At 71.0% G+C, this 13,418-nt stretch carries 12 protein-coding genes; 7 read left to right on the top strand and 5 right to left on the bottom strand.

Features of this window, described 5'->3' with window-relative positions; genetic code table 11:
• Positions 1–44: 44 nt before the first annotated feature.
• The 4 genes from wzy to BIV28_RS10140 are packed head-to-tail and all read left to right on the top strand — an operon-like array spanning position 45 to position 3,679.
• Positions 45–1,388: an O-antigen polysaccharide polymerase Wzy gene (wzy, locus tag BIV28_RS10155; protein WP_207555904.1), complete on the top strand. Its 1,344-nt coding sequence runs from the start codon at positions 45–47 to the stop codon at positions 1,386–1,388.
• The gene (locus tag BIV28_RS10150) at positions 1,385–2,617 is read left to right on the top strand and encodes a lipopolysaccharide biosynthesis protein (RefSeq protein ID WP_076261530.1); all 1,233 of its coding nucleotides are present in this window, start codon (positions 1,385–1,387) and stop codon (positions 2,615–2,617) included. The genes wzy and BIV28_RS10150 overlap by 4 nt, the downstream gene beginning before the upstream one ends.
• Positions 2,618–2,636: 19 nt before the next feature.
• The gene (locus BIV28_RS20435; RefSeq protein WP_278247771.1) at positions 2,637–3,125 is read left to right on the top strand and encodes an acyltransferase; all 489 of its coding nucleotides are present in this window, start codon (positions 2,637–2,639) and stop codon (positions 3,123–3,125) included.
• 2 nt (positions 3,126–3,127) lie between these two features.
• Positions 3,128–3,679 carry a serine O-acetyltransferase gene (locus tag BIV28_RS10140; protein ID WP_076261528.1) on the top strand — a complete coding sequence of 184 codons (552 nt, stop codon included), beginning with the start codon at positions 3,128–3,130 and terminating at the stop codon, positions 3,677–3,679.
• A gap of 749 nt (positions 3,680–4,428) precedes the next feature.
• On the opposite strand, the gene BIV28_RS10135 is transcribed toward BIV28_RS10140, so the two are convergent.
• The 4 genes from BIV28_RS10135 to rfbB form a co-directional block, all read right to left on the bottom strand.
• Positions 4,429–5,697: a nucleotide sugar dehydrogenase gene (locus BIV28_RS10135; RefSeq protein ID WP_076261526.1), complete on the bottom strand. Its 1,269-nt coding sequence runs from the start codon at positions 5,695–5,697 to the stop codon at positions 4,429–4,431.
• The gene (locus tag BIV28_RS10130) at positions 5,694–6,620 is read right to left on the bottom strand and encodes an NAD-dependent epimerase/dehydratase family protein (RefSeq protein WP_076261524.1); all 927 of its coding nucleotides are present in this window, start codon (positions 6,618–6,620) and stop codon (positions 5,694–5,696) included. The genes BIV28_RS10135 and BIV28_RS10130 overlap by 4 nt, the downstream gene beginning before the upstream one ends.
• 79 nt (positions 6,621–6,699) lie before the next feature.
• Positions 6,700–7,563 carry a dTDP-4-dehydrorhamnose reductase gene (gene rfbD / locus BIV28_RS10125; protein WP_423221536.1) on the bottom strand — a complete coding sequence of 288 codons (864 nt, stop codon included), beginning with the start codon at positions 7,561–7,563 and terminating at the stop codon, positions 6,700–6,702.
• A complete protein-coding gene (rfbB, locus tag BIV28_RS10120) occupies positions 7,560–8,573 on the bottom strand; it encodes a dTDP-glucose 4,6-dehydratase (protein WP_076261522.1) in 1,014 nt (337 codons plus the stop codon). Before rfbB ends, rfbD begins: the two co-directional genes overlap by 4 nt.
• Positions 8,574–8,647: 74 nt before the next feature.
• Between rfbB and BIV28_RS10115 the strand changes: the two genes are divergently transcribed.
• Together BIV28_RS10115 and BIV28_RS10110 are read left to right on the top strand one after the other, a co-directional pair.
• The gene (locus BIV28_RS10115) at positions 8,648–9,991 is read left to right on the top strand and encodes a UDP-glucose dehydrogenase family protein (RefSeq protein ID WP_076261648.1); all 1,344 of its coding nucleotides are present in this window, start codon (positions 8,648–8,650) and stop codon (positions 9,989–9,991) included.
• Positions 9,992–10,098: 107 nt separating this feature from the next.
• Positions 10,099–10,692 carry an arsenate reductase/protein-tyrosine-phosphatase family protein gene (locus BIV28_RS10110; RefSeq protein WP_076261520.1) on the top strand — a complete coding sequence of 198 codons (594 nt, stop codon included), beginning with the start codon at positions 10,099–10,101 and terminating at the stop codon, positions 10,690–10,692.
• Positions 10,693–10,747: 55 nt separating this feature from the next.
• Here BIV28_RS10110 and BIV28_RS10105 read toward each other — a convergent pair whose 3' ends face one another.
• Positions 10,748–12,328 carry a tyrosine-protein kinase domain-containing protein gene (locus BIV28_RS10105; protein WP_076261518.1) on the bottom strand — a complete coding sequence of 527 codons (1,581 nt, stop codon included), beginning with the start codon at positions 12,326–12,328 and terminating at the stop codon, positions 10,748–10,750.
• Positions 12,329–12,475: 147 nt separating this feature from the next.
• Between BIV28_RS10105 and BIV28_RS10100 the strand changes: the two genes are divergently transcribed.
• A complete protein-coding gene (locus BIV28_RS10100) occupies positions 12,476–13,405 on the top strand; it encodes a hypothetical protein (RefSeq protein WP_076261516.1) in 930 nt (309 codons plus the stop codon).
• The last annotated feature ends 13 nt before the right edge of the window (positions 13,406–13,418 follow it).

Raw genomic sequence — 13,418 nt, 5'->3', positions numbered from 1 at the left:
CTCGCCGCCTGGTCTGGGGTGTCGTCTTCGCTGGGCTCGGCACCGTGGCCTTCCTGCTTCGCGACGGGGGTCAGGCATCCTCCGGTACGGCTGCCCGCCTGGCTCTCGTTGCGGCCGTCCTGGCCATCGTGGCTCTCTTCCGCCTCAACCGGCGTCGGCCGTTCTCGCTGGGACCGGTGTACGCCGGTCTATTCCTGCTGTTCCACGTGGGCCTGCTGGTCCCGATCGCCCTCGGCGCCTCGCCAAGCCTGCTCAACCCCCTGGACACCCAGTGGGTCATGAGCGACGGGTTCACCTCAGCGTCGCTGCTCGTGACGATCGCGACGAGCGCCCTGATGCTCGGTTACCTCATCGGATTCGACCCACGTCATCAGGAGTCACGGATCGAGGAGACAGCAGCGTGGTTGCGTTTCCGCAGCGCGGGGCACATCGGTCTGCTTCTCCTGTCCGTCGGCTGTCTCCTCTGGGTGTACAACGTGCTGGCCAGTGGAGCCGCCGTATCCGGCTCGTACGTCCAGTTCCTCGACTCCACGGCTGCGACGAGCATGCCGGCTGCCTACGTGATGATGGGCCTCGGCATGCCGACCCTCTCAGCAGGGCCATCGGCCTCGGCTCGCCGGGCCGGGCTCGTCATCTTCGCGGTGTGGTCCGTGCCGGCCTTCATGCTCGGGCTCCGCGGCGAGGTCATCCTTCCGCTGGCCGCCTACCTCGTCGTGGCCGCCCGACGTCGAAGAATCCCCTTGCGGCCCTGGATGGCGTTCGCGTTCGTCGGCGGCCTCGGTCTGGGTGCTGCAGTACGAGTGATCCGCCAGGTCGGCTTCGGCAACGGCTTCGATCCCTCGTCGTTCCGGCCCTTCGACGGCATCACCGAGCTCGGTTACTCGATTCGTCCGCTGGTCGTCTCGAGCGACCTGCACGAGCGCTATCTCGAGCCCTACGTCGGGGTCGACACCTACCTCGCGCCCTTCCGTCGGTTCATCGTCGGACGCCTCCTGGGCGGCGACGTGATCGCCGTCGCCGACGACCCGGCGGTGTTCGGCGCCATGATCAGCCGGCGCGTGGGGCCGATCGGTGGCTCGCCGGCGGCTGAGGCCTTCCACGCGGGCGGCGTGATCGCTGTGGTCGTCGTCATGGCGATCATCGGTCTGCTCATTGCCCGTCTGGACTCCATCGAGACGACGCCGCTGCGCAACGCCCTCGTGGGCACCCTGACCTTCGTCCTGCTCCTCTGGGTCCGCAACGACTTCACCCCGGTGCCCTTCGAGGCCGGCGCGGCGGTGGGTGTGGTCCTGCTCGTGCGCGTCGCCGCAAACCTCCGTCGCGGTCGGCGCAAGGCTCCACCGTCCCTGCCGCCTGGGCTCGTCCGCACGACCGTGGGCCGCAGATGAGACGGCGCCCGGGGCTGGTTGGGTTTTTCTCCGTCAGCGCGCCGGCCGTCCTCAACGCGGTGCTGACCGCCGTCCTGGGGGTGCTGACAGCCCGATACCTCGGGCCCGCCGGCCAAGGTGCGCTGACGACGATCGTCACGGTCGGTGCCATCCTCAGCCTCGTCCTGACACTCGGCACCGGTGTCAGTGTTCGGCTGCGCGCGCGGCCGGTCCCACGCGATGAGGACGTCTCGACCTTCTTCGGCGCCTCGATCGTGATGACGCTTGCCGCCGCCCTTCTCGCCCCCGCGATCTGCCTGTTCTTCGGCCTCCAGGACATCGGGGCCACTGAGCTGCTCCTGACAGCGCTCGTCGCCGCACTCCTGCTGGTGGCGCGCCAGTCCTCGGACCTGTTGCAGGCTTATGGCCGCGCAGGACGCTCGATCCTGTTCTTGGCCATCGGTGTCCTCTTCCAATGCCTGCTCTTCACCTTCGCCGTGGCAACGGGCCACGCCACCCTCCGGGCAGCCCTCATCTGCGCGGCCGCCGGGGCCGCGGTTCAGACGGTTCTCGGCGCCTGGGACATCTTCGACCAGCCGACCCCACGCCCTGCTCTCAGCTGGCCGGCCGTTCGAGGTTTGGTCCGTCTCGGGGTGCCCGCAGTCGGGTACAACGTGAGCCTGCTCGTCGTCCAGCGTCTCGATCGCCTTGTCATCGTGGGCGTGCTCGGCCCCGCAGCCGGAGGCGTGTACGCCGTCGCGGCCACCATGGCCGAGGCCTCGCGCATCACCTCCTCAGCAGTTGGGCAACTGCTGTTCGTGCAGACCGCGGCGGCGGGGGCCGTGACGAGCACGAGCCGGCGCACCTACCGGCTCGCCCTCGCCGTTCAAGGAGCGTTGGCTGTCGTCGGCTGGGTGCTCGCTCCCTACGCCATTCCGCTCCTGTTCGGGGACGCCTACGCGGACGCGGTGCCACTCGCGCGCCTGCTCCTCGTCGCGGAGCTGTTCATGGGGCTGGCACTCATGGACGCCCGGTTCCTCATGGGACTCCACCGGGTGCCGGTCGTCGCGTATGTGACCGTCGCTCTCGTCGTCTTCGCGGTGCCTGCGTACCTCGTCCTCGTGCATACGGCCGCACTGCCGGGCGCCGTGCGCGCGTCGTTCATGCTCTATGTCGTGTATGCCGGAGTGCTGCTCGCCGCGCGCCGGCGCGCCGAACGAAAGGTGAACAACAGTGTCATCCCGGCCTGATCTCACTCGTGCCCTCGCTGTGGTCGCCTACGACGGGTTCGCGCGACGGCTCCACACGCTCGTGCCCGGCGGGCACCGGCTTCGGGCGCGCCTCGCGGACAAGGTCTGCTCCTCCGTGGCATCGACCGCTTCGATCGAACCCGGAGTCAAGCTGAGCAGGCATCTGGTCGTCCTCGACGGGGCCGGAATCGGAACCGGGTCGCTCTTCACGGGGAACGAGACCATCACGCTGGGGCGTCGCCTCAAGATGGGGCCGCGCTGCATGTTCATCACGAACGACCATCCGATCCCCGCCGACAGACAACGGTTCAGCGAGCTGCGCGGGACCAACCGTCCCATCGTCGTCGGAGACGACGTGTTCATCGGGGCCGGCTCTCTTGTACTGGCCGGCGTCACCATCGGCGACGGCGCGGCGGTCGGAGCAGGCTCGGTGGTAGTTCGTGACGTACCCCCGGGTGCCGTGGTCGTCGGTGCGCCGGCCAAGATCGTCCGGACGAGGAAGGTGTGAGCGTGGAAGGGACCTGGTCGCTCATCGTGTCCGACGTTGCCCGGATCACCGGCCGACGCGCGGCCTCGGACGTCGTCAAGCAGTACTTCCTGGGCGAGGCCTTTCGCTACAACGTGTGGTTCCGGCTCGTCGGCAGCGCGTCCCTGAAGGGACCGTTGCGGATGTTGGCCCGCCTCGCCCTCAGGCGCCAGCGGTACCGGCTCGGGGTCAACCTTCCGGGCTCCACATCGGTGGGACCGGGGCTGCTCATCGGACACGCAGGTGGCATCGTCGTCAACGCTGCGGCGCGGATCGGTCGCAACTGCAACCTGAGCCACAACGTCACGATCGGCGCCAACAAGGGACGTCGAGCAGGCGTCCCGGTGATCGGCGACGACGTCTACATCGGGCCCGGTGCGGTCATCATCGGTGGCATCACCGTCGGTAGCGGTGTCGCGATCGGGGCAAACTCTGTCGTGGTGGATGACGTCCCGGACGGAGTGACCGTTGCAGGATCGCCCGCCAAGATCGTGTCGACCACAGGGTCGGTCGACTGGGTCAATCGGCGGCAGTAGAGCCTTGGCCTTCGTGCGCGCGCACCACGCGTTGCTCGACGCGGCGCCGCAGCGGCGCAAGTCGCACCCGGCTGCGGCCCTCGGCACGACGCAGTGTGGCCACCACCGGTCGAAGAGCCCAAGGGCAGCACACCATTCCAGCCAGTTGCGCGTGCCCCGAGCGACGTTGCCGTAAACCATGCGTTCGGCGGGAACCCAGTGCACGTGGCTCTCGTCGAGCATGGCTCGCAGCTCACCCTCGAGGTGCGACCGACCCGGCACCTTGCGCACGTCGAAGTGGATGAGAAGGTGGGCCACTCGGTTGAGCGCACCCGATTCGTACAGGCGGCGGACGATCTCGAACTCGGCGCCCTCGACATTCATCTTGAGGTAGATCTCGTCCGTCGGGTCCAGCTCGTGCTCGAACCACCCCGCGACGTCCCGGAACTCGCACGTCATGCTGCCCAGGGACCCGTCCTTGTCCGCGGACAGGGATGTCCCGACGGAGCCAGGGTTGTGGAGGGCGAAGCAGCCGTCATGGTCGAACAGGCCGTACTTGCAGAACTCGACCCGACCGTCCGCAAGACGCTCGAGTTCAGGCCAACACGGCGAAGCCGGTTCGAAGCAGTAGATGCGGTCGAACCCCACCGCGGACGCATCGCGACGGCCAGCGTCTCACCGACGTGGGCACCTACGTCCAGGAACACCTTCACAGCACACTCCGATCGGCGACGACATCGGTATGTGCTCGACCCATCGGGTCAGGCCGGTCAGAGCCGCTGGACGGCCTCGGTCTGGTCGATGACCCCACGGGTGTCGAGCAGCGGTGAACCCACGGCCGCGAGGCGGTCGAGGTCGTACTGGGCGTGCGGTTGGAGCAGCACGACGACGTCGGCCGATGCCACGGCGGCCTCGAGGTCCGTCACGGACGTCAGCTCGGCGTCGGCGCCGCGCGGGCTCCAGCGGGGCACGAACGGGTCGTGGTAGCTGAGGTCGGCGCCCCACGACAGGAGGCGTCCGGCGAGCGGGTCGGCCGGGCTCTCGCGGCAGTCGGCGATGTCGGGCTTGTACGTGACGCCGAGCAGGAGCACCTTGGCGCCGTTGACGGCCTTGCCGTGGTCGTTGAGCAGCGACCAGACGCGCGAGGCGACGTAGTCGGGGGCCGCGTGGTTGATCTCCTCGGCGAGCTCGACCATCCGGAACGCGTAGCCGAGTTTGGCCTTGACGCGGTGCGAGAGGTAGGAGGGGTCGACGGGGATGCAGTGGCCGCCGACGCCCGGGCCCGGGCGGAAGGCCATGAACCCGAAGGGCTTGGTCTCGGCACAGTCGATGGCGTCCCAGAGGTCGATGTCGAGCTCCTGGGAGAAGCGGAGCATCTCGTTGACCAGCGCGATGTTCACGTGGCGGAAGGTGTTCTCGAGGAGCTTGGCCATCTCGGCCTCCTTGGCGCCCCGGGCCTCGACCACCGTGTCGATGAAGAGGCCGTAGAACTCGCGCGCCCGGTGGGTGCACTCGGGCGTCATGCCACCGACGACCTTCGGGGTGTTGCGCACGCCGAACGTCTTGTTGCCCGGGTCGATCCGCTCGGGGGAGAAGGCGATGAACACGTCGCTGCCGACCTCGAACCGGCCGCGGGTCACGAGCGGCGCGAAGATCTCCTCGGTGGTGCCGGGGTAGGTCGTCGACTCGAGGATGACGAGGGTGTCGGGGGACAGGTGCTCGCCGATCGCCTGCGCGGCGACCTCGACGGGCCGCAGGTCGGGGCCGCCCTCGGGCGCGAGGGGGGTCGGCACGCAGACGACGACGACGTCCGCGTTCTCGATGCAGGCCGGGTCGGCGGTCGCCTCGTAGCCGTTGGCGAGCCCGGCGGCGAGGTCGGCGTCGCTGACGTCGTCGATGTGTGAGACGCCTGCGTTGAGCGCCGCGACGGTGCGCGAGTTGGTGTCGAGGCCGTGGACCTTGAGCCCCACCTCGGCGGCACGCAGTGCCATGGGCAGGCCGACGTACCCCTGCCCGACGACGACGAGGGTCTGGCTCATGCGTTCTCCTTGAACCACGTGACGGTCTCGGCGAGGCCCTGCTCGAGGGGCACCGGTGACACGTCGGGGAAGAGGCCTCGCAGGCTCGCGTTGTCGGCCTGTGAGTGCAGGACGTCGCCGGGTCGTGGGCCGCGGTGCTCGACGGTGGCGGGGATGCCGGCGGCGTCCTCGATCCGCTTCACGAGCTCGAGCAGCGTCGTGTTGGTGCCGAAGGCGAGGTTGACCGGCTCGGGGTGCGTGACGCGTCGTTCGGAGGCGTCGAGCAGCACCCGGCACACCGTGCCGACGTAGGTGAAGTCGCGCGAGTTCGTGCCGTCGCCGTTGATCGGCAGCGACTCGCCGCGCAGGAGCGCGTCGACGAAGACCGGGATGACGGCCGCGTACACGTGGCCGGCGCGCTGGCGGGGGCCGTAGACGTTGAAGAACCGGAAGGCCAGGGTGTCCATGCCGTAGCCCTGCTGGTAGGCCAGCGTGTACTGCTCGGTGGCCAGCTTGGTGACGGCGTAGGGGCTCATCGGCCGGACCCACTCGCGCTCGTGCTTCGGCAGCGCCGGGTTGAGCCCGTACACCGAGCTCGACGACGCGCACGAGACGTGGCGGACGCCGGCCGCGCGGGCCGCCTCGAGCACCGTCAGCGTGCCGGTGGCGTTCGCGACGTGGGTGGCGACGGGGTCGGCGATGCTGCGCGGCACGCTGCCGAGGGCGCCGAGGTGCACGACCGAGTCGACGCCCTCCATCGCCGCGTCGGCGGCGGTTCGGTCGGCCACGGAGCCCTCGACGAGGCGCACGTCGAGCCCGTCGAGGTTGTCGCGAAACCCGGTGGAGAAGTCGTCGAGGACGGTGATCTCGTGACCCGCATCGAGGGCGAGCCGGGCGAGGTTCGAGCCGATGAAACCGGCGCCCCCGGTGATGAGCAGTCGCATGGTCGCTTCCCTGTTGGCTGACCGACTTGCCCGAGTTTAGGGGACGTCGCCCGATATCTCCGACGGGACCGGCCGGTGGTCAGCCTGCGAACAGGGAGAGCGCCTCGCGCCAGTCGCGGATCGGGGCGACACCCGCGGCGGTGAGGGAGGCGTGGGACAGCACGCTCCAGCCGGGCCTGGGAGCGGGGCGCGGGAAGGCGTCGGACGTCGTCGGCAGCACCCGCTGCGGATCGAGGCCGTTCAGCTCGAAGGCCGCGCGGGCCAGCCCGAACCACGTCGTCTGCCCGCTCGAGGTGCCGTGGTGGGTGCCGTACGGCGCGCCGGCCGCGACGAGGCGCACGACGAGGTCGGCGAGGTCGACCGTCCACGTCGGCTGGCCCACCTGGTCGTCGACGACCGACACGGTGTCGCGCTCGGTGGCCAGGCGCAGCATCGTCGCGACGAAGTTCGGCCCGCCCGCCCCGTAGAGCCAGGCCGTGCGCACGACCCACGACTCGGGGCACAGTGCGCGCACGGCCCACTCGCCGGCCGCCTTGGTGCGCCCGTAGGCCGAGCGCGGGGCGACCGGGTGGTCGACGGCGTACGGCTCGGACTCGGTGCCGTCGAAGACGTAGTCGGTCGACACGTGCACGAGGCGCGCCCCGCCGCGGGCGCAGGCACGGGCCACGTTGGCGGCGCCGACCGCATTGACGGCGAAGGCCGCCGCCTCGTCGGTCTCGGCGTCGTCGACGCGCGTGTACGCCGCCGTGTTGACAACGAGGTCGTGGCCCTCGACGGCCGCGACGCACTGCGCGGGGTCGGTGACGTCGAGGTCGGCCCGGTCCATGGCGGTGACGACCCACCCGGCCGCGCGCAGCGCCGGCACGAGGTCGTGGGCGAGCATGCCGCTCGCTCCGGTCACGAGCGCGCGCCCGGCGCCCGACGCGTCGGGGCTCACGCTCACCGGCCGAGCCTCGCGTAGGTGCGCTCGGCCTCGACCTTGGCCGACTGCCACCACTGCGGGTTGGCGCGGTACCACTCCACCGTCTGCTCGAGGCCCGCGCGGACGTCGGCGTACCGAGGCCGCCAGTCGGTCTCCAGGCGCAGCTTCGTCGCGTCGATGGCGTAGCGGAGGTCGTGTCCCGGGCGGTCGTCGACGTGGTCGTACCAGTCGGCGGGACGGCCCATGATCTCGAGCAGCATCCGGACGATGTCGAGGTTGTCGCGCTCGCCGTCGGCGCCGATGAGGTAGGTCTCGCCGAGTCGGCCCTGCTCGAGGATCGCGATGACGGCGTCGTTGTGGTCATCGACGTGGATCCAGTCGCGGACGTTGAGCCCCGAGCCGTAGAGCTTGGGGCGGATGCCCTCGAGGATGTTCGTGACCTGCCGCGGGATGAACTTCTCGACGTGCTGGCGCGGGCCGTAGTTGTTCGAGCAGTTCGAGACCGTCGCCTTGATGCCGAAGGAGCGGATCCAGGCGCGCACGAGCAGGTCGGCGCCGGCCTTGGTGGCCGAGTACGGCGAGGACGGGTTGACGGGCGTCTTCTCGGTGAACCGCTCGTGGTCGTCGAGCTTGAGGTCGCCGTAGACCTCGTCGGTCGAGATGTGGTGCAGCCGCTTGTCGTGCCGCCGGATCGCCTCGAGCAGCGTGAAGGTGCCCACGACGTTGCTCTCGACGAACGGCCACGGCGAGTCGAGGGAGTTGTCGTTGTGCGACTCGGCGGCGAAGTGCACGACGACGTCGTGGTCGGCCACGAGCGGGTCGACGAGCGAGGCGTCGGCCACCGACCCCTCGACGAGGCGCACCGAGCCGTCGCCGCCGAGGTCGGCCAGCACGGGCGCCAGCGAGCGTCGGTTGGCCGCGTAGGTCATGGCGTCGAGCACCGTCACTGTCCAGTCCGGACGCGTCTCGCGAGCCCGGAGCACGAAGTTCGAGCCGATGAACCCGGCACCGCCGGTCACGAGGACGCGCATGAGGCGAGGGTAACGAAGCCCGGCGAAACCTCGCGGCCACCTGCCGTTTCCCACCCCTCGATATGCTGCCCGGCGTGAAGATCTCGGTCATCGGATGCGGATACCTCGGCGCGGTCCATGCCGCGTGCATGGCCGACTTCGGCCACGACGTCGTCGGCGTCGACGTCGACCCCGAGAAGGTCGACAAGCTCGCCGCAGGCATCCCGTCCTTCCACGAGCCGGGCCTCGCGCCGCTGCTGCGCAAGGGCGTCGACGCCGGCACCCTCGTGTTCACGACCGACAAGTCGCAGCTCGCCGACGCCCGCGTCCACTTCATCGCCGTGGGCACGCCGCAGCGCGGAGGCAGCTACGCCGCCGACATGAGCTACGTGTGGTCCGCCGTCGACGACATCATCGCCAACGCCCAGCCGCACCCGGACGGCCCGCTCGTCGTCGTCGGCAAGTCGACGGTCCCCGTCGGCACTGCCCAGGCGATGGCCGACCGCTTCGCCGAGGCGGGCCTCGACGTCGTCGTCGTGTGGAACCCGGAGTTCCTGCGCGAGGGCTTCGCCGTCAAGGACACCCAGCACCCCGACCGCGTCGTATACGGACTGCCCGACGACGTCGAGCGCGGTGAGCTCGGCCGGACCCTGCTCGACGAGGTCTACGCGCCGATCATCGCCTCCGAGACGCCGCGGCTGCTGCTCAACTACCCGACGGCCGAGCTCGTCAAGGTCGCCGCCAACTCCTTCCTCGCCACGAAGATCTCCTTCATCAACTCGATGGCCGAACTGTGCGACGTCGCCGGCGCCGACGTGTCCAAGCTCGCCGAGGCCATCGGCCACGACGACCGCATCGGGCCGAAGTTCCTCCAGGCCGGCATCGGCTTCGGCGGCGGCTGCCTGCCCAAGGACATCCGCGCCTTCATGGCCCGCGCCGGCGAGATGGGGGTCGACCAGTCGCTGACCTTCCTGCGCGAGGTCGACTCCATCAACATGCGCCGCCGCGACCACGCCGTCGACCTCGCCTCCGAGATGGCCGGCGGCCGCCTCGTCGGCGTCAAGGTCGCCGTCCTCGGCCTCACCTTCAAGCCCGACAGCGACGACGTGCGCGACTCGCCGGCCCTCGACATTGCCGGACGCCTGTGGGGCCGCGGGGCCAACGTCGTGGCCACCGACCCGGCGGCGTCGGGCATCGTGCGCCGGATGCGCCCCGACCTGCACATCGTCGACACGACCGAGGAGGCGCTCAGCGGCGCCGAGCTCGTCATCCTCCTCACCGCGTGGAAGGAGTACGTCGAGCTCGACCCGGCCCGCGCCAAGACGCTCGTCGCGGTCCCGCGCGTCATCGACGGACGCAACGTCCTCGACCCGCAGGCGTGGTCCGAGGCCGGGTGGGACTACCGGGGGATGGGGCGGCGCGCCAGCACCGCTTGGTAGGCCGACGCGCGGGACAAACCCGCCCCAAACGGACAATGCCCACCGAATGCACAGGATCCACGCTTAGTCTCGACGTCACGACACCGACACGAGACCTTGGGGGCACAGTGCTCGGGGACACCCCTCAGACCCGCGGCATCCTGTTCGTCTGCACCGGCAACATCTGCCGCTCGCCGTATGCCGAGCGGAGGTTGAGACAGCTGCTACCCAGAGCCGGCGTGCCGGTCGACAGCGCCGGGACGGGAGCCGTCGTCGACTCCGACATCGAGACCGACACCCGTGAGCAGCTGCGGCGCCTCGGCGCCGACGTCACCGCCTTCCGGGCGCGCCAGGTGAGTCCGCGGATGCTCGACGACGCCGCCCTCGTGCTGACGATGACGCGTGCGCAGCGCGGTCAGGTGGCCCGTCTGCGCCCGCAGGCGATGCGCCGGATCTTCGCCCTGGGCGACTTCGCCGACCTCTGCGCGGAGTCCCGGTCGTGGCGCTCGATCCTGCCGACCCAGCCCTGGCTCGAGCAGGTCGTCACCGAGGCCGCCGCGGCACGCGGCACGGTCGTGCCGCGCGACGCCGACGACATCGACGTCGTCGACCCGTTCCGCCAGAACGCCCGCGTGCACGAGGAGGCGTTCGCCCGCATCGAGGAGCAGCTCGCGGTCGTCGTCACCGCGCTCGGTTCGGTGGTCACCTCGGCGCGCGCCTGACACCCGCTCACGACGAAGGCCGCCGCGCCGTGGGTGCGGCGGCCTTCGTACGTGCTCAGCGGAAGATGCGCTCGCCCGCGTCGTCGGTGGCGGGCTCGTGCGGCGCCCGAGGTGGCGCACCGGGAGCCGGGACGTGCGGGTGCGCGCCGTGGGCGGGCTCGCCGTGGGCCGGCGCCTCGCCCGGCCGCGCGCCGCGTGGCATGACCTCGTGCCGGTCGTCGGGGTCGGCGACGGGCCGGCGGAACCGACGCGGGCCGCGGTCCTTGGCGCGCTGCCGCTCGCTCTCCGGGCGGTAGTCGTAGGCGTAGGTGCCGTAGCCGGCCCCGCCGTCCTTGGCGCGGACCCGGTTGAGGATGAGACCGAGGATCGAGCCGTTGACGGCCTCGAGCGACTCGAGCGCGCGACGGACGTGCTCGCGCTGGGCGACCCCGGCGCCGACGACGACGATGGCGCCGTCGACGATGGTGCTGAGGACCGCGGCGTCGGTGACCGGCAGCAGCGGGGGAGCGTCGATGAGCACGTAGTCGAACCGCGCGCAGAGGTCCTCGACGAGACGCTCCATGTTGGCCGAGCCGAGCAGCTCGCTCGGGTTCGGCGGGATCGGGCCGGCGCCGAGCAGGCGCAGCCCGGTGCGGCCGAAGGGCTGCAGGACGTCGTCGACCTCGACACGCCCGACGAGCACGTCGGTGAGGCCGACCGAGCCCTCGAAGCCGAGGTAGTCGAGCAGCCGCGGCCGGCGCAGGTCGCCCTCGATGACGACGACCGACATGCCGGTCTCGGCGAGGCTGAGCGCGAGGTTGGCGGTGGTCGTCGACTTGCCCTCGCCGGGCAGCGACGACGTGACGACGATCGACTTCGGCGGGTCGGCGACGTCGATGAACTGCAGGTTGGTGCGCAACGAGCGGAACGCCTCGGCACGCTGGCTGCGAGGGTCGACCTGGACGATGAGCGGGTGGTCCGGCGCGTCGGTGTCGAAGGCGATGGCGCCGAGCAGGGTGCGGTCGGTGACGGTCTCGAGGTCGCGCTGGGACTTGACCGACTTGTCGAGGACGTCGCGCAGCAGGGCGAGACCGAACCCGAGGAGCAGGCCCATGACGAGGCCGAGCGCGAGGTTGCGCGTCGGCTTCGGGCTGACGGGCGTCAGGTCGGCCTGCGCCGGGGTCGTCAGCGTGACCTTGACGGGGCTGTCCTGGCCGGGCTTGCGCTCGATCTCGGCGACCGTCTGCGGGAAGACGTCGGCGATGCCGTTGGCGATGGCCTGCGCGGCGCCCGGGCTGCTCGCCGTGACGGTGACGTCGATGAGGACGGTGTCGAGGGGGATCGCCGAGGTGATCTGGCCCGCGAGCACGTCGGACGTCGAGTCGAGGCCGACCTTCTTGATGACCGGGTCGAGCACCTTCGGCGTCTCGAGCAGCTGGGCGTAGGTCTTGACCCGCGCCTGCGTGAAGGTGTTGCCCTGCGCGAGGGCCGAGGTCGTGTCGTCGCCCGAGGTCGACACGAAGAACTGTGTCGTCGCGGCATACGTGCGGGGCGACAGTGCCGTGTAGGCGGCGGACAGGCCTAGGGTCACGAGCGTGACCGCGGCGATGATCATCCACCGCTTCCGGATCACGTTCAGGTAGTCCTGGAGCTCCACAATCCCCGTCTCTCCCTCGGCCGGTCCGCGGGTGATGGATGGGTGGGTGGTTTCCGCGCGTTCCGACTTGGTGGTTCCCGCCGCATCCTAGTGCCGACGCGCCCGAGTTGCGCCGGTTCGTCCCGGCGGGTCCGTAGAGTGAGGCGCGTGACCCGCTGGATGCGCTCCTCGACCGGACGGCTCGCCCTCGTGGGCCTGCTCGTGCTGCTCGTCGTCGACGCCGCCCTCGTCGCGCTCGCCTACCGCCCCGACGCCGTGGGCGCCGCGCCCGCGGCCCCGGCGCCGCGCTCGACCCCGGTGACCTCGACCCCGACGCCCTCGCCGACCCCCGAGACCCGCCCGGTGCCGTTGCGCCAAGTCGTGGTCGCGCTCGACGACTCCCGGGCGTGGCGCGCCGTGCTCGGCACGTGCGACAAGGGCGGCGCCGCGATCGAGGTCACCGGCGACGGCGGACGCACGTGGGGCACCCGGGTGGTGCCCGCCAAGGCCCTCGGACGCGTCCAGCCCGTGTCGGCCGACCGCGCGTTCGTCATCGGCGCGGACGCCTCGTGCACGGCGGGGGAGTTCATCACCGACGACGGCGCCCGCACGTGGAACGGCCCCCGCGCGCTCCAGGGCGGCTGGTCGCGCACGCCCGGCGGCGCGACGGGCACGGCGGTGACGCCCGAGCGCCCGACCGCCCGCCCCTGCGGGCCCGGCACGCTCGTCGACCTCTCGCGCGTCTCCGGCACCTCCGCTCGCGCCCTCTGCGGCGACGGATCGGTCACGACGTCCTCCGACGGCGGTGCCACGTGGACGCGGCTCGCGCAGGTCGGCAGTGCCATGGCGCTGTCGGTGCGCGAGGAGAAGGGCTCCGCCCGCGCCTACGTCGCGCGCGTCGCCGACGGCTGCGAGGGCGTCGAGCTCGCCCGCGTCACGGGGAAGTCGGCGACGAGCGTCGCCTGCGTCGTCGTGCCGGACGGCCTGCCCGAGGGGCGAGTGTCGATCTCCGTCGTCGACGCGGCCGGCTGGCTCGCCGTCGGCGACACCGTGTGGCGGTCCGGCGCCGACCTGCGCACGTGGACGCGCACCGCGTGACCTCCCAATACGC

The organism is Intrasporangium flavum, from assembly GCF_001956915.1.
GTDB lineage: Bacteria > Actinomycetota > Actinomycetes > Actinomycetales > Dermatophilaceae > Monashia > Monashia flava.
Note: the sequence above shows the minus strand (reverse complement) of the source record. Positions and strands in the feature narration are given on the sequence as shown.